Below are 26,333 nucleotides of genomic sequence, written 5' to 3' on the forward strand. Positions count from 1 at the left end.
GATTATTGTTCCTTAATATTTTTAGAGGTTGCCAACTGAGAAATATGCTGAACTTGACTCATTATCGCGAGTAAGTACCAAGCGCCATGCGGGATCCATTGTTCGCCCCAGCGCCAGTTTTGTAACATGTCGTCTTTTTGTGCTGGTGGGTTAAATGCGATGTCTTCCTCGTCTTCAAAGCCGCCAGTGATTCCGTTACACACACCGCCTTTAGCGTTGAAGAAACCATATTGAGGAAGGTAATCAGGGTTGTTACGACCGTGGCCATCAAGCATGCACATGTCGTATGGGTTTAAGCCTACAATCCAGTTCAATGCATCTTGAGCAAACACGGAAAGTTGTTGCTGTATTTCTTGCGACGCTATATGCGGTTGAGCAAGATACGCCATGGTCGCGAGTGAGCCCAATCGAGCATTCTCGCCTTGCCACCAATAGCCGGATTCATTGTTGTGTGCGACAAAAAATGCATCGCGTTTTGACTCATTTACGCCTTTAACATACTGGCGAGGGTAACCGAATGGGTTGGTCACTTTATTCGATATATTGATCTCAAACTCGCACGCTCGGTTAACAATGCGTTTTACCGATTCTATCTGTACGGAGTCGTCTTCAATTGCTAGGTATTCGCACAGGGCAATAACGGGTAGACCTGCTTCGGCAGCGTGAAAGTATGGACGACTGCCGTCTTGGTTTGCTGACCAAAAGTGTTGAATCTGTTCGTCGCTCATTTGGCGAGCAATTAAGCGTTGTGCCCACAAACGGCCCTCTTCCAAGTAGCGAGTTTCTTTGGTGGCTGTAAACAGTTCTACACTGGCTAGTAGCGCACAGTATTCGTCGATAATGTTTTCTTCATTATCATTGAGGTACTGCGTATTGTGCTCTTTTAAGTGCCAGTAACCATTTTCAGCAGCGTTGCGGTATTTCTGTTGATCGTATTCGCCGTGAACACCTAAACGCGACGCCGCGGCCAGCGCAGCGATGGCGACACCGCCACCTTGTCGAAAGCCTGCTTGGTAGTCATCAAATTTGTGACCAAGTTGCGTTTCGTAGGCACAGATTTCTCGTTGCGCAGTATCTTTGCTCCACTTATCAAAGACCGTCATGTAGAAGAAGCCTTTTTCGTTTTGCATACGAACAAGGAAGTCTGCACCGAACAGGGCTTCTTCAATAAGACGTGTACGTGTGAAGGCTGCAATGTCTTCGCTTCCTTCAAGCAATGAAAGCCCTTTTAGGATGTTCCAAATCACCATTGGGGTTTGTTGAGGGTTCAAATAATTAGCGTATGAAAGATGACTTAAATATTTGCTAACGTCTCCAGATGCGTCGTACCAGCCTCCGTGTACATCAACCGTTTGGTTGGCGTTGAGCACTGGAACTTGTCGATCTTGTTGATCGAAAATTCCACCACAACGTTGTGATTTGAAGTAGTGGATCACATCCGACAAAGTTTGATCCAACAGAATATGTTCGCCAATGGTGAAAGAGGAAGAGCGCGTATCTTCCACTTGCAGGAAATAGTCGCCTGAATCTGTGAAAGATGAAAAGTCGATGAGGTAGAAATAGCCCTGATGCCAGTTCGCCACTTTCCCCTGTTCTTCAACCGCAAAAGTTGCCACGGTTTGCTCGGTAGTGGCACAAATCAATTGGGCAGTGTAAGAAGACAAGTGTGGTTGTTCGGTCTGGACAATGGCTTTCTTTGGGCCCAGATGTTCATAACCAATGTGGTTAGTCAGTAGCAGCATTCAATGTCTCCGGGAAACGATAAAACAGGAATGGGTCAGGCTGAACCTGACCCTCGTTATAATTAATCTTCAAATAAGTAACAGCGAACAAAGTGGTTCTCAGAAAGCTGAGTGACTCCTGGTAGTCGTTCGCGACATTTATCGGTTGCGTGTACGCAGCGTCCTGCAAATGGGCAGCCGACTGAATCCGGTGTCCAAAGTGGGATTTCCCCTTTGTTGCCTTTCAGCTTCTCGTGGATAGACTTCGATGGATCAGGCACAGCAGATACCAAGAGTTGCGTATATGGGTGCTGAGGATCGTGAATGATTTCCTCAGTATCCCCCCATTCAACCATGTGACCTACGTACATAACCGCGAGATCTTCAGCAATGTAACGCGCCGTTGCGATGTCGTGAGTGATGTAAAGCAGAGACATTTGTTTCTCGAACTTCATCTCTTCCATCAAGTTAAGAACACCAGCACGAATTGACACGTCCAGCATTGATGTTGGCTCATCTGCCAATACCACTTCTGCACCTACAGCGATGTTACGAGCTAGGTTTACACGTTGACGCTGACCGCCAGATAGCTGGTGCGGGAACTTTTGCGCGGTTTCTTTTGGCGGAATCAGACCAACTTGTTCTAGTAGGTCATACACACGCTCTTCCAGTTCCTTTTTGTTGCCTGGTGCAATCTTTTTATGGATCAGCAACGGGCGAGCAATATGGTGAAAGATATTGTGTGTAGGGTTTAGTGAGCCAAATGGGTCCTGCCATACCATTTGTACGCCTTCACGGTATGTCATCAAGTCATGTCGAGAGGTAATATCTTGGATATCACGACCTCTGTATTCGATTACACCCTCGGTAGGGGCGTACATTTTAGCTATCATTTTAGCGGTAGTAGATTTACCAGAGCCTGATTCACCTACTACTGACAAACCGCGGCTCTTGTACATCTTGAATGACACGTCGTTGATCGCGCGCATTTTTGACTGCTTGATTGAGTTACTATTTAAAGGGAAGTCCTTAACGACATGTTTACCCTCAATCAGCAGTTCGCCGAGTTGTTTGCTCATAATTCTCTCCAGTGTAATTTTGTTCTTAGCTAGCGTTATTTTTTGTTGTTAAACCTTAGCTTGAGCAATCGTGTCGCCGTATAAGTGGCAATTTGAAAAACGACCAGGTTCAATTTGACGCAGCTGAGTTGGTACTCGTGTACAAGCTTCGTGGACGCGGTCGCAGCGAGCTTGGAATCGGCAGCCTTGAGGAATCTCTAATAGGTTCAAAGGGTTGCCTGGAATACCAGTTAATTTGGTTTTAGGGCCAGTTAGTGGAGGGAAAGAGCTACCCAAACCTTTGGTGTAAGGGTGGTAAGGACTTTCCAGAATTTGCTTAGAAGGTGCGACTTCAATCAACTCACCGGAGTACATAATGCCGATTCGATCCGAGAACTCGACCATGAGTGACAAGTCGTGAGTGATGAAAAGGATCGAGAAGCCGAACTCTTCTTTCAGAGCATAGATTTTTTGTAAGATTTCACGCTGAACCACAACATCGAGTGCCGTCGTTGGCTCATCCATGATGATCATTTTTGGATTGAGAGCTAGAGCAATCGCAATGACTAAGCGCTGGCGCATACCACCAGAAAATTGGTGTGGGTAGTCATTCAAGCGGCTTGGGTGAATATCAACGATTTCCAACAATCCTTCGGCGCGCTTTTTCGCTTGTTCACGTGTCATGTTGGTGTGGCGCATGATGACATCGCAAAACTGCTCTTCCATCGTAAGCACCGGATTTAATGCGTTCATAGCACTTTGGAACACCATCGACATCTCGCTCCAGCGGAATGATTGCATACGTTCATCGCTGTACTTGATGATGTCTTCTCCGTTGAAGATGACCTCACCACCAGTGATGAATGCTGGCGGCTTATGAAGACGCATGAGCGAGAAAGCAACTGTGGATTTACCACAGCCAGATTCACCTGCCAGGCCAAAGACTTCACCTGGCGCAATGTCAAAGCTAACGTTGTTACAGGCGCGGACATCGCCCGCATCTGTGATGTAATCTACGCATAGGTTACGGATAGAAATTAGTGGTGCAGTCATGATTATTTATCTCCGCTCCATAGTGCATTTTGTGGTGCCATTTCAGGCGCGCGCTCTTTCTTGTCTTTCTCTGCCAGTTTCTTCCAGCGTTTCATGCCTTTGTGAGAACGAAGCTGTGGGTTCGCAATTTCATCAACGGCAAAGTTAAGTAGAGCAAGACCAGTCACCAAAAGAGTTAAGGCGATACAAGGTGCTAATACTTCCCACCATGCGCCAATCAACATCGCTGATGAGGTTTGCACGTTGTAGAGCATGATGCCCCAACTGATGGTGTTGGCATCGCCCAGGCCCAAGAACGAGATTACAGCCTCAGTATTGATAGCGAGCATTACTGAGCCGATGAAGCTTGCACCGACAATCGGGATTAGGTTTGGTAAAATTTCAACGAAGATGATGCGGAATGAAGACTCGCCCAATACTTCAGCGGCTTTCACAAACTCTTTCTCGCGTAGAGCCATGGTTTGAGAACGGACAACACGTGCGCCCCACGCCCAAGAGGTACCAGCGATAATCAAGGCAATGGTGAGTGGACCTGCTTCGCCAATAAAGGCTGCCAGTACAAAGAGCAATGGGTATTGAGGGATTACCAGCATGATGTTCATCGCTGCACTCAATATGTCATCCACTTTGCCGCCGAAGTAACCTGCCGAGATACCAATGACCGTCGCTAGGAAACATACGATGATGCCAGCACCAAAGCCGACACCTAGCGATACGCGAGCACCGTAAGCCACTTGTGACCAAATATCACGACCCATACGTGAAGTTCCCAGAACGTGATCAGCCTTTTTCGACATAATCAGCGTACGACGATCATCTGCTAGATTTTTAGCTACCCAGCCATCAGGATTATTTTGCGCTTGTTTTACGACAAAGCTAGGGTATTCGTGTGGATTACCGGTTCGCTTGTCTGGCGCATGTTTCGTAAGTAAAGGAGCTGCGATCGCAACGAATACGAATACGGTAACAATACCAAGACCGATTCGAGCGAATGAGTTACCTAAAATAAGTTTGAATAGTTCTTTCATGATTATTTGCCTCCCGTACGTAGGCGAGGGTCTAGAATCATGTACAGCATGTCAGCCATTAAGTTGAAGCACAGCATGAACATCGTCATGATAATTAACTGACCTTGAAGTACTTGGTAGTCACGAGCGTGAATTGCGTTAAGTAGCACGGTGCCTAAACCTGGGTAGTTGAAAATCATCTCGATGATCAATTGACCACCAATGGCCATACCCAAAGACATAGATAGCGCGGTTACACTTGGAAGTAGCGCGTTACGTGCGGCGTAATTGAAGACGACACGGTTCTCGCTCAGCCCTTTGCCTTTCGCCATCGTGATGTAGTCTTCGGCGAGAAGGTTGATCATGTTGTTACGCATATTGACGAGGAAGCCGCCGATCTGAACGATGGTTGCACAGAATAGAGGGAGTACTGCGTGGTAACCCACGTTTTTGATGAACTCCCAGCTTGACCAATCAGGGATAGTACCTGGCGTGTAAGCATAGCCAGATGGGAACCATTTTAGGCCAATCGCAAAGGTAAACAGCGCTAACATTGCGATAACCATCTGTGGGATAGCTTGAATGATCAATGTACCAGGCGTTACGAATGCATCGTACTTACTACCACGCTTCCATGCGGCAAAAATACCGAGTACAGAAGCGATTGAGAAAGAAAGTACAACCGCAGTACCAGCTAGGAAGAGAGACCAGCCAAATGCACTACCTAGTAAAGAGTTAACTGAAAGAGGGTAGAACTGGATTGATGTACCTAGCTCCCAACTTAGAATGTTTTTAATGTACGAAAAGTACTGAATGTAAATCGGCCCATCAACGAAACCGAGCAGTTCTTTCATTGCTGCGATTCGTTCTGGTGTCACCTGTACAGAAGCGTTAGCAAACATCATGGTAACTGGGTCACCAGGCATTGCTCGCGGAATAATAAAGTTTAACGTCGCTGCAACTAAGAGCGCGACAAGATAGAACGACAAACGTCTTAAAAAATAACCCATAACTCACACCTTACTCACCCAGATTTTTTCCCTGTTTCTGGTTTCAGGTCGCTCCTAGCGAAATTTAGAGCGAAAAATCCCCTGACGACGAGCGCCACATCTTGGTTTCGTTAACAAGGGATTTTTATAGGCGGCACACGGGATGTATGCCGCTTGAAATGAACTTCTACTTATTTAACTGGTTTTAGGTCCAGTACGTGAAGTAGACGCTCTGGGATACCAGCCCAAATGTTTGGACGGCCCTTAGGATTTTCTTCGTTCCACCAACCAGTGAAGCGAGTTGTGTTGTATTGATACATGTACGCGCCAGATAGCACAGGAATGGTTACTTGGTCCTGAGCAATGATCTTCTGGATACCATGAGCGATTTCTAGCTGTTCTTGCTTATCAGCGGTTTTGTAGAAGCTGTTAAGAAGACCGTCTAACTTATCGTTCTTGTAGAAGTGCATTGCAAAGCGAGGCATACCGTCACCAGACTGTAGCTTCGAGTTGTAGCCGCTGTCCCAGTACAAGTGTGGATCCGCACCGTGGAAGTAGTTGGTGTAAGCAACGTCGTATGTACCTTCTAGCATTGCTTGGTTGTATACCGAGAAATCTGGGGTACGAGCACGTGCTTTAATGCCGACTTCTGCTAGTTGCTCAACAGCTAGTTGTACAGTGTTGTTAAAGTCAGTCCAACCGTTTGGCGATTGAATGAGAAGCTCGAAAGACTTGCCAGATGGTGTATCTACAAAGCCATCTTTGTTTACATCTTTGAAGCCTGCTTTAGCAAGAAGCTTTTTCGCACCTTCGGCGTTGTATGTGTTGTAACCTTTGTACTTGTTGTGCGTCTCTTCGTCAGACCAAGCTTCGAATGCGTAGCCTAGACCTGAAGCGAAGTCATTTACTGTACCGCCACCGTAGAATGCAATGTCGATAATCGTTTGACGGTCTAGCGCCATAGAGAACGCACGACGGAAGTCAACGTTAGTAAGTGCTTCGTTTTTCGCCGCGTCTGGGTTTTTGAAGTTCACTACAAACGCTTGAGTACCCGCTGGTGGGTACCAGTAGTGGTGATTCGGACTTGCTGCAGCGTAAGTGCGGTCGATGTCTGGTACGAATGAAGACGTCCAGTCCATTTCGCCGTTAACGATTTTGCCCAAGAATTGGTCGTTGTTCGCGATTTGTGGCACTCGTAGACAGTCTACATCTAGGTTATCAGCATCCCAGTAATTCGGGTTCTCACACTGAATGTATAGTTGCGGTGTAAAAGTGTCGATTTCGGTAAATGGACCACTACCTACAGGATTTTCGTTTGTGAATGTTGCTGGATCTTTCACTTTGCTCCATACGTGCTTAGGTACAACTGGTACTTTCGCAATTTCGTAAGGAACGTTTGAGTTTGCTTCGCTTAGACGGAATTTAACTTTGTAGTCGTTAACTTTCTCTACGCCAGTAACCCAAGAGTTGATACCAGATTGGTCTAGCTCTGGCTTCTCTTTAACTAGGTTGAAAGAATAAACTACGTCATCAGCGGTAAACGCTTTGCCGTCAGACCATTTTACGCCCTTACGAATATCGAAGGTCACGCTCATTAGGTCATCAGCCATGGTGAAGTTTTCTGCTAGACGAAATACTGGCGTGTTACCGTGCATTTCGTTAAAAACAACGAGCGGCTCGTAAATAAAGTCGGTTGTTGTGTGCAGGTTAGTTGCACCCAAGAAAGGGTTAAAGTTACGAACGAAAGTTGTAAACTCTTTAGGGTGGATAGTCAGTTCACTGCGTTCAGCCGCAGTAGCTACCGATGCAAAACCTGTAGTAGCCGTTGCAATAATTGCTGTTGCTAGTGCTGTTTTTTTAATATTGGCAAGCATAGCTGTTCCTTACTATTTGCTTTCATTTCACTAAATGGAATTGAATGTCATCAATTGATAAACACTCTCCAAGACCTACCTCTTGTTTATGCATTACTCATTACAACATTGAGTTTCGCCAAGAGTGGCCTGTAGGCCTTAGGCAGGAGTAAGAAAACACCTTATCCATAAAATAATCAAACTCGATTCTCGTTAAAAACGTTAAAATATCGTCACTCTCCGTTATAAACGTTATTTTGGCTAATTTTGACTAGAGATAGACCAAAAAGTAAACGTTGATATGCGTCGCAGTTTATATCCTTGTTAATAGTGAGTGTTAGTGATTGCTAACCTATAATCTATTTAAAATAAAAGCCTTCTGATTCTATTCCTGGTTCGGAGATCTCGCTCACATGCAGAAAATGTGTTAATTAATTAGCTAAAAATTAATCTGCCGTTCTGTTGTGATTGAGTTCGCAATCTCTGTCAATTGTTGGTTAAAAACCGTTTGTTATCTGAAAAATAGTCTCTTTTATCGACAGTTTTCTCTCATTTATTGCTCTTTTTTTATTGTGAAAATGAAGTGTTTTATTCGCTCGACTCAACCTAATTTGGGCAGGTTAGAGTGATAGAAGCGTATGTTTGGAGTGCCTACCATGGACAACTTCGTCCAGAGGCTTATTCGGCATTTTAATGTGGTAACGGTAGAGAGTCGCTGTCTTGTTCGTCTTTAGAGAAAGAGAAGGCTTGGATAATAAAAAGCCCAGCGTATGCGCTGGGCTAGTTTTTTGATAGGTATTAGCTGGTCAACAGTCGCTGTAGTTTATCTCGTTGAGCTTCGATGTACGCACGCTCAGGACTCTGTTCTTTACAGTGTTCAAGGATGAATTCTATCGAGCTCAATACCGTTCTCCAACGTGGCGTTTTTGGCAGCGTTTCTATACGCATGTATTTATCCAAAGTGCGTGTTTGCAGAGTGCTACGGTCAAGATAAACGCGCCATAAGCCACTTTGTTCGGCAAATGCGAATTTACTTTCACCAGTGACTGACTCCCAATACTCTAAGGCATGTGTCATTGCGTCGACCAGAATTTCTCGCATTAGCTCTTGTTTGTCTTTTTTGTTACCAAGCGCTTTGTCTGCAAGGCGTGTAAACTCTCCACCGAGTTCTTTCAGCTTCTGCAGCTGGTCTTTATCGCCATCAAAAGCATAACTTGAAAGCACCTCTACTGCGGTTTCTAGGTTGTGTATGCGAGCGGCATTGGCTCCTCCGCCAACATTAAAGATATACATGACATCTAAGCCTGAGCCTTCAGGTAGTTTAAGAATGTCTGCTTCGATGTTTTGACGAATATCTTCAATATAGATATCAATCTTGCCACAGTAATGAGGTTGTTTGACGGTCAGATACTTAGGTGCAATCAACTCATCGGCAGATGAACGTTTTAATTGTTCTAAGTTACGCTTGAATAGCTTGCAAGCAGCTTCATTAGCAAACCGGATACGTTTATCTTCACGCAAACAGATAATCGCTTCAGGAGCCGATTCCAGTTGTTCCAACAATCGCCCTTGAGTTTCTAATAAGCTTGCCTCTACAGCCGCTCGTTGGCGAAGTTCAGATTCAAGTATCTTATTCTCCATGTGGCGCATTTCAGCTTGGCTTGCCGTTAAGTGCGCTTGGATGCGCGCAGCTAGCTCTTGTTTATTGAATGGCTTAGATAAATAGTCGTTGGCTCCTGCTTCAAAGCCTCGTACACGATCTTCTGTTTGACTAAGCGCGGTTAGCATAATGATAGGTAGCTCGGCATGGTCATAAGTTTCACGTAATTCACTGCAGACTTGATAGCCGCTCATGCCTGGCATCATTATATCCAATAACAGGAGTTCCGGTTTTTCCTGCTCAACGAGTGCTAATGTTTCTGGTCCATCAGAGACGGTACGTACGCGATAGCCCTCTAAACGTAAGAAACTCTCAAGCACACGCAGGTTTACTGGCTCATCGTCAGCGACATACAGTAACGGGCCGTCTGGATTCTCTGGCAGTGATAAGTCTTCATTGTTCTCTACATCGATTTCAGGAATCTGGAAGTGTCCGTGCGCTGCAAGGGTTTGAGTTGTTTGGATCTCTTCTTCACTGGCAAGTGGTAACGTGAAACTGAAGGTGGTGCCGACCATAGGCTGGCTGCTGACGTATAACGAGCCACCCATCAACTCAATCAATTGACGGCTAATCGAAAGCCCGAGCCCCGCACCTTGACGATAGCGACTTGCGTCTTGTCCCGCTTGGATAAGTGGTTCGAAAATATGTTCAAGATGTTCTGCGGGAATACCTTGCCCAGTATCCACAACTTGCACACGAACATGATCATCAACCACATTGGCGGAGATAACGATTTTACCTTCAGAGGTGTACTTAATCGCATTACCGATCAGGTTATATAACACTTGTTCAAGGCGTTGAGGATCGGCAGACACCGCTTTCAAATCCGCTGGTACTTGGTTGATGATACGGATGGTTTTATTTCCGAGTAAATGACTGGAAAGCTCTAGTACCAGTCGCGTTGCACTGGCTAAACTCACCGCTGACTTCTGGATATCCATGCTTCCGTAACGCATTTTATGATAATCCAATAAGTCATCAACAAGGTTTGCGAGACGTTGCCCACTTTTAATGATGATATCAAGCTGATATTTTTGGCTAGCAGGAATAGCACCGTTAGCGCCGGACGCTAAAGTCTCAGCGATTCCGACCATGCCGTGCAATGGTGTGCGGAGTTCATGAGAAGTGGTGGCTAAGAACTCATCTTTAAGTTTGTCGGCCAATTGCAGTTCATCATTTTGTTTTTGAATGATCTGTATGTTGCTCTCGAGTTCTTCATTTTGCTTCTTAATGGTTTGAATTTTCTCTCGAATAGAGCGTTGCATTCGTTCAAAACTCAGCGCAAGACGGCCAATTTCATCTTTGCGAACCGTATTAAAGGTGGTGTCATCAAGATCTCCGGCAGACACTTTTTCGGCAGCCCAAGTTAACTTCAGCAACGGAGAAGTAATAAAGTTTGATAAATAATGGGAAGCGATTACCACTAGAATGATGGCGATCAGCATGGCGATAACAAACAGTTTTTCTAGTTGATGAATACGAGCGAAAGCTTCGTTTTCTGGTAATTGCACGACGAGTGCCCAAATAACACCACGCGTTTTAATCGGTGCATAAGCAGCGATGATCTCTTCACCTAAACCGTTCGTGTAAGTGCCGACGCCAAATGCACCAGAGAGTGCTTTATCGATCACTTCTAAGCTGTTCTTAATGTCATCTTGCTTGGTGTTAATTGTGCGAGGTTGGTGATCATTTCCAACCAGTAAGGTGTTAATGGATGACTCTCGGTTGGCGTCTGCGGCTAACTTCGTGATGCCATTATTTGGTAAGCGGAACATAGCATAGCTGTGTAGGTAGCCTTGCTGAACAATTGGAGCACCTAACCAAGCGACTTGTTTACCATCTTCTAGTTCGAAGTCAGACACAATCACAGGGGTGTAGTCTTCATTCACCTTACGGCGTTCAGTGACGTCATCAGCTAGACGCTTGAAGGTTTTGCCAAGTGCTGAGTCTTTGTAGGGGCCTGATAATAAGTTTGTTCCGTAGTTATCGTCTTTGTTGATCGAGTAGGTGACATTACCGTTGATATCGACCAGCAAAATATCATTAAAATCAGAGCGCTTGAGGAGCTCCAAGTAGGCCCAGTGGTAACGTTTATGTAAGAGTCGGTAACGTTCACTTCCGACATAGTTGGAAGACTCGGGTAACGTTGACGTTTTGATTTGATCTCCGCTGCCTTCAATGTAGCGCTGTTGGGCATTTTTACGAGATTCTTCAATGTCATTACCTAAACGACTAAAAGCATTGACGAGACCGTAGAATCGACCACCACTGGCGTAAGCCAGTTCAGAGCGCACAAAGCCCATGACTTCGGTTTCCCGCGCCTCAAAGTAGTCGATAATTTGCTGTTGTTTTGTATCTCGAACAGACAACAAATGTGAGGTGCTTTGTTCTTGCAGATCTTTACTGTGGGACTGTAGGAAAAAGATCGCAGTAATAGTAAGAGGTGTGATACTGAGCACCAGAAATGCGGTCATCAGTGTACTCTGAAGGCGCTTAAATTTCTGTTTTTTGTAGAATTTAAACATGGATAAGATTACAACTCATAAAGGGCAGTTCTAAAATGTACTTCGCTGCCGAGGTTCTCGTTAAAAACGGATAAGAAGTTCAACTAGATAGAATTAACAAAATTAACGAGTTTTTTTTCTTTGACAAGAAAGTTAGTTGTAAAGCGTGCAGGGTGACGCAGTTTTTCTTATGAGTATTGAGTTTTTGAGAAAAAATCGCGCAGGTTTGTACCTGCGCGAGGGAAGATTATGACTTTTTCGCGTAGTAGATAGAAAACTTATTGGTCTTATTTAGCGTCTCGCAATTATTAAACGCTCGCTCAATAATTGGTGGATATTTTAAGAAGCTATTCGCGACAATGATCATTTCACCATGGCTATCTAGATACTTTGGAGCCTGACCCAATAGTGTTTCTGCTGCGTTGTAGTTCGTATCCAAACCACTGTGGAAAGGTGGGTTACTGATGATAAAACGATAATCGTCGGCAGTGTCTGAGTAAATATCAGAGGCGAATACATGGCCGGTTAATCCATTGGCTTTTAGTGTGGCTTGACTCGATGTGATGGCATACGCGTTAATGTCACACATCTCAATCGCAATTTCTGGATTGGCTTTTGCCATGAAAGCACCTAATACCCCAGCACCACATCCAAAGTCGAGGACTTTACCTGATAGAGTAGGTAGGGTTTCGAGTAATAGGCGGCTACCTAAATCGAATTCGCCATGACTGAATACTCCAGGCAAACTCTTAACAGTCAGTGATTGCTCACCAAGTGTGACCGTATAGGTTTTAAACCAGTCTGCTTGATTGAACGGCTTTGGTTCATTGAGGCAAGTGCCCCAGTAAAATGAACAGCGACGAGCGGAATCGTATTTATTGACCGGGCCATACTCTTTGAACATCTTCTCGATGCTTTTAACACCTGAGCGGTTTTCGCCAACCACTACAATTTCAGTGTTCACGCCTAGTTTCGCCATCAACATCGCCAGAAGGTATTCGGCTTCGGCTTTGGCTTTAGGCCAGTACAAAAGCACCATGTCTGCTTGTGTCTCAGTATTAAACTCAGAACCAAAATGGCTTTTAACCTTGTTATGAGTGCGAATTTGACGGTAGAAGCTGTAGTTTGATGTGAAGACTTCTACAGATTCACAGTGTTTGGTCAGTTCAAGTGTAAAGAGATCTTCGACTTCACCTGCAACTAAAACATGTTTTCCGTTGAAGTACTCGAGCTGACGCTGAGCTATTTGGCTAGGAGCGATATAAGCAGACATAAATTGGGTTCATCTGAAATAATTTGGGGCAGATTTTCGCACAATCTGCCCCAAGCTTGAAGTGATTAAGCTGTGACTAGCTGTTGTCTTGCTGGTTGAGGAAGTCTTTGAATTCTTCTTCGTAGATATTAAACAGTACCATTGTCACGGCAAAAATAAGTGGACCGTAAATCAGGCCGATCAATCCGAATAGATGCAGACCACCCAGTAACGAGAAGAAAATCATTAGGGTATTCATGCCTGCGCTGCCTTGCATTAGCAGCGGACGCAATAGGTTATCAATAGAACCAACGACGACCACACTCCACACCGTCAAGAAGATAGCCCAAGTCATATCGCCTGTTAAGAACAAGTACGCCGCTGCAGGAATCCAGATTAGTGCGGTTCCGACCACAGGGATGAATGATGCAAAGCCCATCATCGTTCCCCAGAATAACCCCGGGAAGCCAGCAAGCCACATACCGATACCGCCAGCCAGACCTTGAGCAATCGCTGTCATGAATGAGCCCATCACGGCTGATTTAGAAACTTGCTCTATCTCTGTCAATATGCGGTCTTCCTGGCTACGTGAGAGTGGCAGAATATGACGAATCGCAGAGATAATTTTGTCGTGGTCACGAAGCAGAAAAAACAGCACAAACAGCATCAGGAAGAAGTTCATTAGGAAGTTGGTGGCGTCTCCTAAAATCTTGGCGCTGATAGCAACTAAGTTAGAGCCAAACGATGTAGCAAATTGACCAATTTTCTCAGCAATGGCTTTTGGCTCGATTTTATCGAAAGGTAAGTACTCATTAACTATGGATAAGCCTTTGATAACAAAAGGATGTTGGAATATATCTTGGATTCCGCCATTAGTGACCCAGTTGTACGTATTTTGTGAAAAAACAGAGCCTTGTTGAACAATGGCTGCAAACACAAATAGCAGTGGGATAACGATAATAAACGTCAAGACGACACATGACAGCAGTGCGGCCATATTGGGGTGCTTGGGAATTTTTCGCTCAAACCATTCGTGTACCGGAAACATGAGCAAAGAAATGATAAAAGCCATCACAATGGAATTGATGTATGGCTCAACCAATAAGTAGCAAGCAAAAGCAGCGGCGAGCAAAGCGACCATTAGCACTCGGTGACTCGACGTTATTTTTACATTATTTGGCATGAGATTTGTCCAACTTACAGGTGACGTTTACGGTTTGCGCCTTCAAAGGTGGCGTTGAACCTTTATTACTTTGCACTCTTAACTCTTTCAAGCTTATGACAATGCCGAATTAGAGCAGAGCAATATACCTTGTTATAATGACCACAAATCAGTCGGTTATCAATCAAGAGATGAACTATGGGTTGTTGCAACGGTGATAAAAAGTGTCAAACCGAGAAAAAAGCCAAACGAATACCGTGGTTTGGCATTGTTATTGGTGTTTTAGCAGTATTGGTTATATTGAATTGGCAATAAAAAAGGACCGTGATGGTCCTTTTTTAAATTAGTTATCGCAGCTTTTAAGCGATTATTTTGCTTCTTCTGCAAGAGTTGCAAAACAGCGGTCAGCCGCTTCTAGCGTGGCATCGATTTCTTTAGAACCGTGAGCAAGGGAAGTAAAGCTCGCTTCGAACGCTGAAGGCGCTAGGTAGACACCGTGTTTGAGCATTAAGTGGAAGAAGCGCTTGAAGCGTTCCACATCGCACTTCGTTACGTCTTCGTAGCAAGTCACTTTTTCTTGGTCAGTGAAGAAGAAGCCGAACATGCCGCCCACTTGGTTCACAACCAGAGGAATACCGTGTTTCTCTGCTAGAGACTTAAAGCCATCTGCTAGTTGTTTGGTTTTTGAAGCTAGGCGCTTTTCGTTGCCTTCTTCTTTTAGAAGGTTCAAACATGCATAGCCTGCAGCCATTGCGACAGGGTTGCCAGAAAGCGTACCCGCTTGGTAAACCGGACCCGTTGGCGCAACGTATTGCATTACTTCTTTACGACCACCGAAAGCACCCACTGGCATACCACCACCGATCACTTTACCCAGTGTCGTTAGGTCTGGCTTGATGTTGTAGTGCGCTTGTGCGCCACCAAGTGCCACGCGGAAGCCTGTCATTACTTCATCAAAAATCAGTAGGGCGCCTTCTTGATCACAGATTTCACGTAGACCTTCGTGGAAGCCTTCCACTGGTGGGATACAGTTCATGTTGCCTGCAACTGGCTCAACGATGATACAAGCGATTTCGCCTTTGTTAGCAGCGAATAGCTCGCGTACAGAATCTAGGTCGTTGAATGTTGCTGTTAGCGTGTGCTTAGCAAAATCTGCAGGAACGCCAGGAGAGCTTGGTTGACCAAGGGTCAGTGCACCAGAGCCCGCTTTTACTAGTAAGCTGTCTGCGTGACCATGGTAACAACCTTCAAACTTCATGATCTTGTCGCGACCAGTGAAGCCACGTGCAAGGCGAATCGCGCTCATAGTCGCTTCTGTACCAGAACTTACCATGCGGATTTGCTCCATTGATGGAACAAGTTCAGAAACTAACTCTGCCATCGCGATTTCAAGTTCTGTTGGCGCACCGAAGCTAAGGCCACGTTGCGCTGCGTCAATGACGGCTTCGCGGATAACCGCGTGGTTGTGGCCAAGAATCATTGGACCCCAAGAGCCAACGTAATCAATGTACGCTTTACCATCGGCATCAAAAATCAGTGGACCGTCTGCTCGTTCGATAAATAGCGGAGAGCCGCCAACGCCGTTGAATGCACGAACTGGTGAATTGACACCGCCAGGTATGGTTTGCTGAGCTTTTTGATACAGCTCTGATGATTTGGTCATGGGGTTATCCTCTTTTGATTGCTCGGACCAAGTGGAGCGCATTGTACCTAGCTATAATCAAGTTAGAAACGTTTTGCTTAATTTATGTGTTGTTTCGCAGTGTAATCTTATATATCCGCATCTGTTATAAAGAATCGGCGGTGAATACTTGAACGAGTTTGTCAGGTATTGGATAATCGTCTCAATTAGCACAAATTTGACGTCTTGCTTCAGGCTTGACGCATTACACGAGTGAGAGAGGTCTTCGTGAGCGAAGTAAACGTACCATTATCTTTTTCTGACGCAGCAGCATTTCGCGTTAAAGCATTGATTGCTGAAGAAGAAAACCCAGCATTGAAACTGCGCGTATACATTACTGGTGGCGGCTGTAGCGGCTTCCAATACGGCTTTACTTTTGATGAAAATGTAAACGAAGGCGATACGACAATCGTAAACAGTGGTGTAACACTGGTTGTAGACCCTATGAGTCTGCAATATCTCGTTGGCGGCATTGTTGACTACACTGAAGGGTTAGAAGGAGCGCGCTTCTTTGTAAACAACCCAAATGCAACGACAACATGTGGTTGTGGTGCATCGTTCAGTGTGTAATTAACACCAATCAGGCAGCCAGTGGCTGCCTGAACTTTACGTAGAAGGATGTCACGTAAAGTCGCTCTCGCAGAATATGCAGAGAAATAATAAAAAGGACTTTATATGTCTGGATCGTCTTTCGGACGTCGCATTGTCGAGCGCCCGTGGCTAGTATCTCTTATCCTCATATTGCTTCTTGTTGCATGGTTGGCAATCGGTCAACTGAAAGCACAAGATGATAATCTCAATTCTTCATCCTCTTCAACGAACACCACGCCACTTGCAAAGGTGATGTTCGATACTTTTATTGCTGAACCCACAAGTAAAACCATCGAACTGTATGGGAGGACTGCACCCAATCGTCAAGCGCGCCTTGGCGCTGAAGTCGCCGGTAAAATAGTCAGCCTCAATATAGAAAAAGGTCAAACAGTCAAGCAAGGGCAAGTGATCGCAAGCATCGACAAGCGCGATCTTGGTATTCAGCTCAAGCGGGCTCAGGCGATGCTGTTGGTTAAAGAGAAAGAGTTTAATGCAGCTAAATCGCTAAAAAGTCGCGGACTACAGGGCGAAGTTGCGTTTGCGACAGCACAAGCGGCATTGGTGGATGCTCGAGCGAATTTGAGCAACGTGCAAACGGCATTGAGAAATACCGAGGTGAAAGCACCATTCGATGGCATTGTTGAGCACCACTTTGTTGAGTTAGGCGACTTTGTAGGGATTGGCGATCCTATTGCGACGGTCATTGATTTGGACACTTTGGTGATTGAAGCTGATGTCAGTGAGCGGCATATACAATACCTTAAGGAAGGTCTACAAGCCGATGTAAGAACCATTAACCAACAGCATTATCAAGGTCGGGTACGCTACATTGGGCGTGTTTCTTCTGCTTCTACTAACACCTTTCCAATTGAAATCGAAATTGATAACCAAGACGCAAGAATTCCGGCCGGTATGAGCGCTGAAGTACAGCTGCCGTTGAGTGAAGTGTTGGCGGTAAAGATTACGGCTGCAATGCTAGCACTCGATGAAGAAGGTAATTTAGGTGTTAAAACACTGCGTAATGAGCATGTTGAATTTGTTCCGATTCAGCTCGTTAAGGCCGAGGATGATGGCGTTTGGCTCTCTGGGTTAGGAGAGCGAGCCGATATTATCGTGCTGGGGCAAGGGTTTGTACGCGATGGCGATCAGGTGCTGGCCAATAAAGTTGATGACGTAGTTGTTGAAGCGGCTAGTGAGCAGTAAGGAGCACCTATGTACACTCTGATTGATGCTGCGTTATCTCGCGCTCGCACCATGCTGACATTATTGGTGATGATCTTAATTGCCGGTGTCATTACTTACGTCACTATCCCCAAGGAATCGAGCCCTGATATTACCATTCCTATTATCTACGTTTCCGTTGGACATCAAGGCATTTCTCCCGTCGATGCCGAGCGTTTATTAGTTCGCCCAATAGAGCAAGAGTTGCGCTCTATTGAAGGCGTAAAAGAGATGACCTCTGTGGCATCAGAAGGTCATGCTTCGGTGACGCTGGAATTTAGTGTTGGAGTGGATCTTGATAAAGCGATGGCAGATGTCCGAGACGCCGTTGACCTTGCGAAGCCAAAATTGCCTGAGGACAGTGATGAGCCAACGGTAAACGAAGTCACGTTTGCATCTGAAGAGCCTGTTTTGACCGTTGTGCTCTATGGCACCGTACCAGAGCGAACCATTGTTCAGATTGCTAGAACGTTACGTGATCGTTTGGAAAGTTTCCGTCAGATTCTTGAGGTTGAAATCGCAGGAGATCGCGAAGACATCGTGGAAATAGTTGTCGATCCACTATTAATGGAAAGCTACGGTCTCGATCAAGCGGATATCTATAATTTAATCGCCTTGAATAACCGGGTTGTGGCAGCGGGGTTTGTCGATACTGGGTATGGACGCTTTTCGGTAAAAGTCCCATCGGTGTTTGATTCACTGAAAGATGTGCTTGAACTACCGATCAAGGTGAATGGCAAAGAGGTGATCACTTTTGGCGATGTGGCGACAGTACGACGTGCATTTCGCGACCCTGAAAGTTTTGCTCGTTTAGATGGTGAATCTGCCATCGTTTTGGACGTAAAAAAACGGGCAGGGGAAAACATCATTGAAACGGTTGAGCTGGTCAAAGAAGTACTGGCTCTGGGTCAGAAGCGCGCCGAGTGGCCGGACAATTTGCAAGTCAAATACACTTGGGATCAATCCGACGATGTCAAATTGATGCTCAGTGATCTACAAAACAATATCTTATCCGCTATTATCCTCGTAGTTATCGTCATTATTGCCATATTGGGGGTTAGGACCGCGCTTCTCGTAGGGATTTCTATTCCGGGATCGTTCTTGACTGGGTTGTTGGTGTTATCGGTATTTGGGCTTACGGTCAATATCGTCGTACTGTTTGCTTTAATTATGGCGGTGGGCATGTTGGTGGATGGTGCCATTGTGGTGACAGAGTTTGCGGATAGGCGCATGCAAGAGGGTACACCTCGTAAAGAAGCCTATCGAGATGCAGCAAAGCGGATGGCATGGCCTATTACCGCATCCACAGCAACCACATTGGCTGCGTTTGCTCCGTTACTTTTCTGGCCAGACATCACAGGTGAGTTCATGAAGTACTTACCACTTACTTTAATTGCTACCTTGGCCGCTTCGCTGATGATGGCTTTACTGTTCGTTCCTGTCATAGGTGGGATCATTGGCAAGCCTCAAGTAGTCAATCAGAAAGCTCAGCGAGAAATGGTTGAGCTGCATAACGGCAACTTTGAAAAAGCGACAGGCATTACCAAGCTTTATTACCAGACTCTGTCGGTGGCGATTCGTCACCCATGGAAAGTATTACTCAGCGCGATACTGCTAGCGGCAGGTGTCGGTTTTACCTACAACAAAGCTGGCTTGGGCGCAGAGTTTTTCCCTGAAGTGGACCCTGCCTTTTTTACCGTTAAAGTTCGCTCTTATGGTGACCTGTCTATTCACGAAAAAGACGTTGTTATGCGCGAAATCGAGAAGGTGATGCTCGGTCATGACGAGTTTGAAAGTGTCTACACGCGCACAGGATCGAGCGATAATGGGGACGAGATTGGCCAGATTCAAATAACTCCTGTGGATTGGCAGTATCGACGCAAAGTGAAAACCATTATTGAGGAACTAAAAGAGACGACAGATCGCTTTTATGGTGTTGAACTTGAGTATAAATTCCCGGACGCAGGACCGCCTGTTGAGCATGATCTCGTGATTGAAGTTTCATCGCGAAACTTGAGTGTTAGTGCGTTAGATGAAGCGGCCAAAAAAGTCCGACACTGGGCTGATGGTAATCCTGCACTGACCAATTTGAGTGATACCACTAATAAGGAAGGGATTGATTGGCAAATTGATATCCAGCGAGATGACGCCTCTCGCTTTGCAGCGGATGCGACCTTAGTCGGGAATACTGTTCAGTTTGTTACAAACGGTTTGAAAATAGGCGATTATTTACCCGATGATGCGGATGAAGAAGTCGATATTTTGGTGCGCTATCCACAAGATAAGCGCGATATTGGTCGATTTGACCAACTGAGAGTGAAAACGGCTGCTGGTCTGGTACCGATTACGAATTTTGCTCAAATCAAACCAGATCATAAGCAAGACACCATTCGTCGGGTCGACGGCCATCGAGTTATCAATATTAAAGCAGATATGGTGGAAGGTTACAATTTGGCGCTTGAGCTACCGAAGATTGCCGCTGGAATGGAACAGCTCGACTTACCGGAAGGCATTGAATATAAGATTCGGGGTCAAAATGAAGAGCAGGAAAACTCATCAGCATTCTTGCAAAATGCTTTTATTGTCGCGCTTGGTGTGATGGCTCTGATTTTAATTACGCAGTTTAATAGCTTTTATCAAGCTTTATTAATCCTCAGTGCTGTGTTGTTTTCTACCGTTGGTGTCTTCGCTGGGTTGCTTATTTTCCAAAAGCCATTTGGCATCATTATGTCGGGAATTGGAGTGATTGCGTTGGCTGGTATCGTGGTAAACAACAATATTGTTTTAATCGATACTTACAATCAGATGCGTAAACGTGGCTTAGAGAAATCTGAGGCTATTTTGCGCACAGGTGTGCAGCGTTTAAGACCCGTTTTACTCACGACGGTGACCACCATATTAGGCTTATTGCCAATGGTGTTAGAAATGAACATCGACTTAGTTAACCAGAAAGTGGAGTTTGGCGCACCAAGCACTCAATGGTGGTCTCAACTTGCGACGGCTGTCGCGGGTGGGTTGGCGTTTGCGACTTTGCTAACACTGGTTCTGACACCATGCTTGCTCATGCTCGGGAGAGAGCATCACTCCGAAAAGTAAGCTTCATCGTAATGATATTAAAGAAACAAAAAGGGCAGCTGAGCTGCCCTTTTCAATACCTGGCTTACTTCATTGCTAGCAGTTTGCTGTAGCGCTCAAGTTTGTCCATGCTAATTTTCGCGTTTGCCATGAAAGTTTGTCTCGCTTTGCCTGTTAGGGATTTAGACTGTGGCAAATTCACCGTACGCGGGTTTTTGTGGACACCATTCACAAGGAACTCATAGTGCAAGTGAGGGCCTGTTACACGACCTGTTCCGCCAAGCGTACCAATGGTTTGACCTTGTTTAACGCGTTGACCCGCTCGTACCGTACGTTTGGTTAAGTGCAGGTACTTGGTAATGTAAGTATTACTATGTTTAATGAAAACGTAGTTACCATTAAATTTGTTGTAAGACGATTTTTGAACGACACCATCGCCAGCCGCCCAAATCGGGGTGCCCACAGGTGCCGCATAATCTGTGCCTCGGTGAGGACGAACGCGTCCCGTTACAGGGTGTAAGCGGCGTGGGTTGAAGTTAGACGATACTCGACGGAAATCCAACGGCGCGCGTAAGAATGCTTTTTTCATTGCACGCCCATTTTCGTCATAATACTTGCCACTTTTCTGATCCAGTATTGCGGTGAAAGTATCGCCTTGGTTTTTAAATATCGCAGCAATGATTTTTCCGCGTCCAATCACTTCACCTTCTACCACTTCCTCTTGGTAAAGCACTCGGAAGCTGTCGTTTTTACGAATATCTAAAGCAAAGTCGATATCCCAGCCAAATATGCCGGCCAGTTCCATGATTTGGTTGCCATTTAATCCTGAAGAGATTCCCGCATTCCAAAAGTTTGATTTGATGGTGGCTTCAGCGTAGTTGTACTGGAAGTCGACTTCTTTTTTATCGACTTCTGAGACGTATTTGCCGTCTTTTAACGTGATACGAAAAGTTTCGAATGCGCTTAATGTTCTTCTTAACTGTACTAAGTCGTTGTTTTCATCAAAACCGAATTGCAATCGATCGCCAGGTCGAAGTCGGGTTAATTGCTTTTCCACTTCTTTGTCTGATGAGACAAGCTCATGCAATAGACGGGCTGAAAGCCCCACGCGACTAAACAAGATGGCGGCACTCTCACCATTTTTCACTTTGTACGTTTCCCAACGCAGTACAGCGGGGGACGCTGGAGACGAACTGTTTAGTGCACTGAGTTCTAGGGAAACTGGCACAGGATAATGTTGACCAACTTTTAATCGGCTCTGCTGTGGGTCTAGGTCTTGCGGATCAGGTAAAAAGAAGAGCGCGAAGATAATCAGCGCACTAAAAAAACCGATCAATACTTTGTGCAAGAGTGGAAGTCGGACAAAAATCGAATGCATGAGGTACTTGATTGCTAAATTAAACGGAAAAATTCACAACTACCTAGTCTAACGTGTTTCAAAATGCATCGCTATTCAAGTAATATGTTCAGCTATTATATTTTTGCCAAATCTGTGGGAGTGAACAAGAATGGCGAGCATTGAAGCTGCACTAGCCGAGATTAAGCGCGGTGTTGAAGAGCTGATTCCAGAAGAAGAGCTTATCGCAAAACTAAAAGAAGGCCGTCCTCTACGTATTAAATTGGGTGCGGATCCTACGGCTCCAGATATTCACCTAGGTCATACGGTTATTTTCAATAAGCTTCGCTTGTTCCAAGAGCTAGGTCATGAGGTGACGTTCCTAATTGGTGACTTCACTGCAATGGTTGGTGACCCAACAGGTAAAAACACAACACGTCCACCGCTAAGCCGCGAAGACGTATTGCGTAATGCAGAAACTTACAAAGAGCAGGTATTCAAAATTCTAGACCCTGCAAAAACTAAGATTCAGTTCAACTCTGAGTGGTTATCTGAGCTTGGTGCAGAAGGTATGATTCGTCTTGCTGCAAACCAAACCGTTGCTCGTATGCTAGAGCGTGATGACTTTAAAAAGCGTTACGCGGGTGGTCAGCCAATTGCTATTCATGAGTTCATGTACCCACTTCTACAAGGTTGGGACTCAGTAGCAATGGAAACTGACGTTGAGCTTGGTGGTACTGACCAGAAGTTCAACCTGCTAATGGGTCGTGAACTGCAAAAGTCTCACGGTCAAAAACCACAGGTTGTACTGATGATGCCTCTTCTAGTGGGCCTTGATGGCGAGAAGAAGATGTCTAAGTCAGCAAACAACTACATCGGTATCAGCGAAGCGCCAAGCGAAATGTTTGGTAAAATCATGTCTATTTCTGATGACCTAATGTGGAGCTACTACGAGCTGCTATCTTTCCGTCCTCTGGAAGAGATTGCTCAATTCAAAGCTGATGTAGAAGCGGGCAAAAACCCTCGTGATATCAAAGTATTGCTAGCAAAAGAAATTATTGCTCGTTTCCACAGTGAAGCTGATGCAGATGCGGCAGAGCAAGAATTCGTAAACCGTTTTGCGAAGAACCAAATTCCTGATGAAATGCCAGAATTTGATTTTGATGCAGGTCGCCCAGTGAGCAATCTGTTGAAAGAAGCTGGCTTATGCCCATCATCGTCAGATGCGATGCGTATGGTTAAGCAGGGCGCTGTGAAGATGGATGGTGAAAAAATTGCGGACAGCAAATTTGCTCCACAAGCGGGTACTTACGTGTTCCAAGTGGGCAAACGTAAATTTGCACGTATTACTATTCAGTAATCAATAATCGCTGCAAATGAAAGCGCCTGATGGGCGCTTTTTTTGTATAAAAATTTAGCGAAAAAGACAAAGTAAAACTTCCAAACATGTTTAACTTTGCTACTATACTCACGCTGCCAATAATGGCAGCGTTATCGGAGATTTACATGAACAATACCGACCATCCTCCCAGTCGTTGGGTGAGTAAGAGCAAGGGAGCGAAATAACCCGCTTCGGTATTGGCGATCTCCGCCTTACCTAAGTGGTGAGGCATCTTTTCTAATTTTCTTCTCGTTATTTCCTTCATACATTCTGAATAGACAGTGCGTCCGCATTGGTTTTCTCTGTGCATCTTAATTGTTGTGTGACTTTAAGTATGCAAGAGTGACTTTGCGTGCCTTGTCGATGGTCGTTACCAATGCCAATCGGGAGATTCGCCATGACGGTAATGAACAACACTTTTATTGAAACAACACCAAACTTTTCTGAAGTAGAAATTGGTGCAGCTCGCAATGCATTTTTGCAGTATGAGCAAGAGCAACAAGTCCATTTGCTTACGATCATGCCGATTGATGAGGCGGTAGGTATTTTGCAGCATTGCTCTGTCGGTTATGTGAATAGTCTTATTGCTCAACTTGAGCAAGCAGGCCATGACAAACGCGCACGTCATTATGCTCACCAATTGGGTTTGCATATGTCTGAAGTTGATACACCTGATGGTTATTTATCGACTAGTGTTTTGGGGCACGTGAAGCAGCGTATTGGGTGGATCATTGCACTGGCCCTTTTAGGGATTGTGTCGGGTTTGATCATTGCTCAGTATGAGGACACCCTTAGCCAGCTCGTTTTGCTTGCGGTGTACATGCCTGTGATCGCTGCGGCTGGTGGTAATACAGGAACACAAGCTGCAACTTTGGTGATTCGTGCTCTTGCAACTGGAGAGCTAAAAAAACGCCAATGGTTAGAAGTTTTGTGGAAAGAGAGCCGCGTTGCTCTATTTATTGCGTTAGCTATCGCTATCGTGATGATTGGACGCATTATGTTATTTAGTGCCGGTCAATCAACAGGGGGCTTTGAACTTACCGATATCGCACTGGCAATAGCAGTTGCGCTGTTCATTCAAGTCACCATTTCTACAACATTGGGCGGGCTGTTGCCAATTATTGCACGAGCTTGCAAGATGGACCCAGCGGTATTGGTGAGTCCAGTTCTTGCGTCTATCGTCGATATTTCAGGAATGTGGGTTTACTTTAACGTGGTGAACTATTTCTTAGGTATTGCCTGACTAAAGTTCACAATATCATTGTAAAAAAGCTGCTCAAAATGTGTGATCGGGGCGATGACAGGCGTGTTATCGTCCCTTTTTTCTGGGAAGTAGTCTGAAACAAACTGAACAAAAATGGTGTTAGGTTGACCATTTTTATCCAAGCCATATCCGGCCATGTTGTAAGTTCCGTAGAGGGAGCCGCTTTTGGCGATCAGCTGTCCTTTAATTGGCAGTTTTCGCATACTTTGTCGGTACTTTAATGTGCCGGATTCACCTGATTTCGGCATGATAGCGATCAGTTTAAGCTCGTCTTCGTGCTTCCAAATATAACGAAGAATTTCCGCCATTTTGGTGGCGGAGATACGATTGTTTCGTGAAAGTCCTGAGCCGTCTTCTAGGCGCGCATTACGAATATCAATACCAGTATTGGCGAAAATGATCTGCTTGATCGCCTCTGTACCGTTGGCAAAGCTACCTGACTGAACAAAAAACTTAGCGCCAAGTGTTTTGGTTAATGTATCTGCAATCAAGTTATCAGAGTTTTTAAGCATCTCTTCCAGAATGTCTGGTAATGCCTCTGATTGATGCATGGCGATTAGCTTGCGCTGTTTTTCCGGAGCCGAACCGATCCTAATCTTTCCTGACAACTCAATATTGAGCTGCTTAAGCAAAGCTGCCAATCTATGGCTGGTATAAAGTTCGGGATCTTGAACGGCAAATTTAAGTGGCAATGGTTTCTCCCTCTCAACTAAGCATCCAGTTAGTTTGTAGTTGTTATCAGGGTTTGCGACTAAGCCTAAATCGCAATGACGACTTTTCTTAATGGTTTTAGAAACGGTCTCGACAGTACTTGTTACACGAATAGGTTGATGCTCAGGTACGTAGACTCGAGTCCCACCGTCTTTTTGCGTATAGATAGAAGCCTGCACACAGTTGTTATTGAGTGTGATGGTCGATGCCGGAGCGCTGTAGCAAACTCCCAAGATATCCCACGGCCAGCCTACTGCACGGTTGTAACCAGTGAATGCGTTGTTATCGAGCCATAAGTCACCGTCAATACGTTTTAAACCATTTTTCTTGGCTAGGGTAAGAAGTGATTTTAAATCGTTGGTTTGGAGCGTTGGATCGCCGACAAAGTAAATCACTGCGTCTGAGCCCGACGCTTCTAGCTTGGTTCGAAAGCGGAAGTTATCACCCAGCTCTAACTTCGCCGCTAATGCTGTGACGATTTTTAATGTACTGGCTGGTGGAAATAATTGTTCGGTAGGATGAACACCGTCAAGTTCAGCATTCTCACTGAGTTTTTCCGCGACTAAACTGATGCGAGAGCCTTCCGGCAACACTTCTTGATGAGGGTACGCTTGTGAAAAAGCAGAAAGTAATGAAGAGAATATGAGCAAGGGCCAACGTAAACGCATAATGATACTTTCTAAGGTGAGTTATGTGATTGAGTATACGCAAGTCCTTTCAATATGCTAGGTAACTAAAGAAATGCTTTATATGTCATCAGGAATGAGACATGAGAGAAAGGCGCGCGGCTTAAAATGGAGTATAAAAAATGCCC

General features: G+C 45.2%; 17 protein-coding genes. 5 read left to right on the forward strand and 12 right to left on the reverse strand.

Annotation, left to right across the window (positions count from 1 at the left end):
• Nucleotides 1-2: 2 nt before the first annotated feature.
• The 10 genes from NL644_RS09080 to hemL form a co-directional block, all read right to left on the reverse strand.
• Nucleotides 3-1,742: a glycoside hydrolase family 9 protein gene (locus NL644_RS09080; RefSeq protein ID WP_253658331.1), complete on the reverse strand. Its 1,740-nt coding sequence runs from the start codon at nucleotides 1,740-1,742 to the stop codon at nucleotides 3-5.
• Between the two features lie 62 nt (nucleotides 1,743-1,804).
• A complete protein-coding gene (locus NL644_RS09085; RefSeq protein ID WP_005394711.1) occupies nucleotides 1,805-2,800 on the reverse strand; it encodes an ABC transporter ATP-binding protein in 996 nt (331 codons plus the stop codon).
• A gap of 48 nt (nucleotides 2,801-2,848) precedes the next feature.
• On the reverse strand, nucleotides 2,849-3,832 hold the full coding sequence (locus NL644_RS09090; RefSeq protein WP_005394709.1) for an ABC transporter ATP-binding protein: 984 nt from the start codon (nucleotides 3,830-3,832) through the stop codon (nucleotides 2,849-2,851).
• 2 nt (nucleotides 3,833-3,834) lie between these two features.
• Entirely contained in the window at nucleotides 3,835-4,860 is a 1,026-nt protein-coding gene (locus NL644_RS09095; RefSeq protein ID WP_005394707.1) for an ABC transporter permease, read from the reverse strand.
• A gap of 2 nt (nucleotides 4,861-4,862) precedes the next feature.
• The gene (locus NL644_RS09100) at nucleotides 4,863-5,849 is read right to left on the reverse strand and encodes an ABC transporter permease (RefSeq protein WP_005394705.1); all 987 of its coding nucleotides are present in this window, start codon (nucleotides 5,847-5,849) and stop codon (nucleotides 4,863-4,865) included.
• Between the two features lie 170 nt (nucleotides 5,850-6,019).
• Complete coding sequence (locus NL644_RS09105; protein WP_005394703.1) at nucleotides 6,020-7,702, reverse strand: ABC transporter substrate-binding protein; 1,683 nt, start codon at nucleotides 7,700-7,702, stop codon at nucleotides 6,020-6,022.
• 777 nt (nucleotides 7,703-8,479) lie between these two features.
• Entirely contained in the window at nucleotides 8,480-11,866 is a 3,387-nt protein-coding gene (locus tag NL644_RS09110) for a response regulator (RefSeq protein ID WP_114323605.1), read from the reverse strand.
• A 226-nt stretch (nucleotides 11,867-12,092) separates the two neighbouring features.
• Complete coding sequence (gene rsmC, locus NL644_RS09115) at nucleotides 12,093-13,118, reverse strand: 16S rRNA (guanine(1207)-N(2))-methyltransferase RsmC (RefSeq protein WP_006743286.1); 1,026 nt, start codon at nucleotides 13,116-13,118, stop codon at nucleotides 12,093-12,095.
• A 76-nt stretch (nucleotides 13,119-13,194) separates the two neighbouring features.
• Nucleotides 13,195-14,280, reverse strand: a complete 1,086-nt coding sequence (locus NL644_RS09120) for an AI-2E family transporter (protein ID WP_074191761.1) — start codon at nucleotides 14,278-14,280, stop codon at nucleotides 13,195-13,197.
• Nucleotides 14,281-14,626: 346 nt separating this feature from the next.
• Nucleotides 14,627-15,922 (reverse strand): glutamate-1-semialdehyde 2,1-aminomutase, encoded by a 1,296-nt coding sequence (hemL, locus tag NL644_RS09125; RefSeq protein WP_012841437.1) that lies wholly within the window; start codon nucleotides 15,920-15,922, stop codon nucleotides 14,627-14,629.
• Nucleotides 15,923-16,168: 246 nt separating this feature from the next.
• On the opposite strand from hemL, the gene erpA reads away from it, so the two are divergent.
• From erpA to vmeK, 3 genes are all read left to right on the forward strand, one after another.
• Entirely contained in the window at nucleotides 16,169-16,510 is a 342-nt protein-coding gene (gene erpA, locus NL644_RS09130) for an iron-sulfur cluster insertion protein ErpA (RefSeq protein ID WP_114323604.1), read from the forward strand.
• Nucleotides 16,511-16,615: 105 nt separating this feature from the next.
• On the forward strand, nucleotides 16,616-17,734 hold the full coding sequence (locus tag NL644_RS09135) for an efflux RND transporter periplasmic adaptor subunit (protein ID WP_114323603.1): 1,119 nt from the start codon (nucleotides 16,616-16,618) through the stop codon (nucleotides 17,732-17,734).
• A gap of 9 nt (nucleotides 17,735-17,743) precedes the next feature.
• Nucleotides 17,744-20,848 carry a multidrug efflux RND transporter permease subunit VmeK gene (gene vmeK / locus NL644_RS09140; RefSeq protein ID WP_114323602.1) on the forward strand — a complete coding sequence of 1,035 codons (3,105 nt, stop codon included), beginning with the start codon at nucleotides 17,744-17,746 and terminating at the stop codon, nucleotides 20,846-20,848.
• A 64-nt stretch (nucleotides 20,849-20,912) separates the two neighbouring features.
• Here the strand turns inward: vmeK and NL644_RS09145 are convergent, their stop codons facing one another.
• Nucleotides 20,913-22,205, reverse strand: a complete 1,293-nt coding sequence (locus NL644_RS09145; protein ID WP_046875053.1) for a peptidoglycan DD-metalloendopeptidase family protein — start codon at nucleotides 22,203-22,205, stop codon at nucleotides 20,913-20,915.
• Between the two features lie 130 nt (nucleotides 22,206-22,335).
• Between NL644_RS09145 and tyrS the strand changes: the two genes are divergently transcribed.
• On the forward strand, nucleotides 22,336-23,523 hold the full coding sequence (gene tyrS, locus NL644_RS09150) for a tyrosine--tRNA ligase (protein ID WP_114323601.1): 1,188 nt from the start codon (nucleotides 22,336-22,338) through the stop codon (nucleotides 23,521-23,523).
• 418 nt (nucleotides 23,524-23,941) lie between these two features.
• The gene (locus tag NL644_RS09155; protein WP_181869529.1) at nucleotides 23,942-24,787 is read left to right on the forward strand and encodes a magnesium transporter; all 846 of its coding nucleotides are present in this window, start codon (nucleotides 23,942-23,944) and stop codon (nucleotides 24,785-24,787) included.
• Here the strand turns inward: NL644_RS09155 and dacB are convergent.
• Nucleotides 24,766-26,187, reverse strand: a complete 1,422-nt coding sequence (gene dacB / locus NL644_RS09160; protein WP_253658332.1) for a serine-type D-Ala-D-Ala carboxypeptidase — start codon at nucleotides 26,185-26,187, stop codon at nucleotides 24,766-24,768. The genes NL644_RS09155 and dacB overlap by 22 nt on opposite strands.
• Nucleotides 26,188-26,333: the final 146 nt, after the last annotated feature.

Origin of the sequence: Vibrio sp. Y10_XG_PY6, from assembly GCF_024181795.1 — a bacterium.
GTDB lineage: Bacteria > Pseudomonadota > Gammaproteobacteria > Enterobacterales > Vibrionaceae > Vibrio > Vibrio diabolicus.

Excerpts from the sequence above, each read along its gene's own strand:
- NL644_RS09110 (WP_114323605.1), bottom strand. The coding sequence starts at position 11,866 with ATGTTTAAATTCTACAAAAAACAGAAATTTAAGCGCCTTCAGAGTACA.
- rsmC (WP_006743286.1), bottom strand. The coding sequence starts at position 13,118 with ATGTCTGCTTATATCGCTCCTAGCCAAATAGCTCAGCGTCAGCTCGAG.
- NL644_RS09100 (WP_005394705.1), bottom strand. The coding sequence starts at position 5,849 with ATGGGTTATTTTTTAAGACGTTTGTCGTTCTATCTTGTCGCGCTCTTA.
- NL644_RS09155 (WP_181869529.1), top strand. The coding sequence starts at position 23,942 with ATGACGGTAATGAACAACACTTTTATTGAAACAACACCAAACTTTTCT.
- NL644_RS09080 (WP_253658331.1), bottom strand. The coding sequence starts at position 1,742 with ATGCTGCTACTGACTAACCACATTGGTTATGAACATCTGGGCCCAAAG.
- NL644_RS09120 (WP_074191761.1), bottom strand. The coding sequence starts at position 14,280 with ATGCCAAATAATGTAAAAATAACGTCGAGTCACCGAGTGCTAATGGTC.
- hemL (WP_012841437.1), bottom strand. The coding sequence starts at position 15,922 with ATGACCAAATCATCAGAGCTGTATCAAAAAGCTCAGCAAACCATACCT.
- dacB (WP_253658332.1), bottom strand. The coding sequence starts at position 26,187 with ATGCGTTTACGTTGGCCCTTGCTCATATTCTCTTCATTACTTTCTGCT.
- vmeK (WP_114323602.1), top strand. The coding sequence starts at position 17,744 with ATGTACACTCTGATTGATGCTGCGTTATCTCGCGCTCGCACCATGCTG.
- NL644_RS09145 (WP_046875053.1), bottom strand. The coding sequence starts at position 22,205 with ATGCATTCGATTTTTGTCCGACTTCCACTCTTGCACAAAGTATTGATC.
- NL644_RS09135 (WP_114323603.1), top strand. The coding sequence starts at position 16,616 with ATGTCTGGATCGTCTTTCGGACGTCGCATTGTCGAGCGCCCGTGGCTA.
- NL644_RS09085 (WP_005394711.1), bottom strand. The coding sequence starts at position 2,800 with ATGAGCAAACAACTCGGCGAACTGCTGATTGAGGGTAAACATGTCGTT.
- tyrS (WP_114323601.1), top strand. The coding sequence starts at position 22,336 with ATGGCGAGCATTGAAGCTGCACTAGCCGAGATTAAGCGCGGTGTTGAA.
- NL644_RS09105 (WP_005394703.1), bottom strand. The coding sequence starts at position 7,702 with ATGCTTGCCAATATTAAAAAAACAGCACTAGCAACAGCAATTATTGCA.
- NL644_RS09090 (WP_005394709.1), bottom strand. The coding sequence starts at position 3,832 with ATGACTGCACCACTAATTTCTATCCGTAACCTATGCGTAGATTACATC.
- NL644_RS09095 (WP_005394707.1), bottom strand. The coding sequence starts at position 4,860 with ATGAAAGAACTATTCAAACTTATTTTAGGTAACTCATTCGCTCGAATC.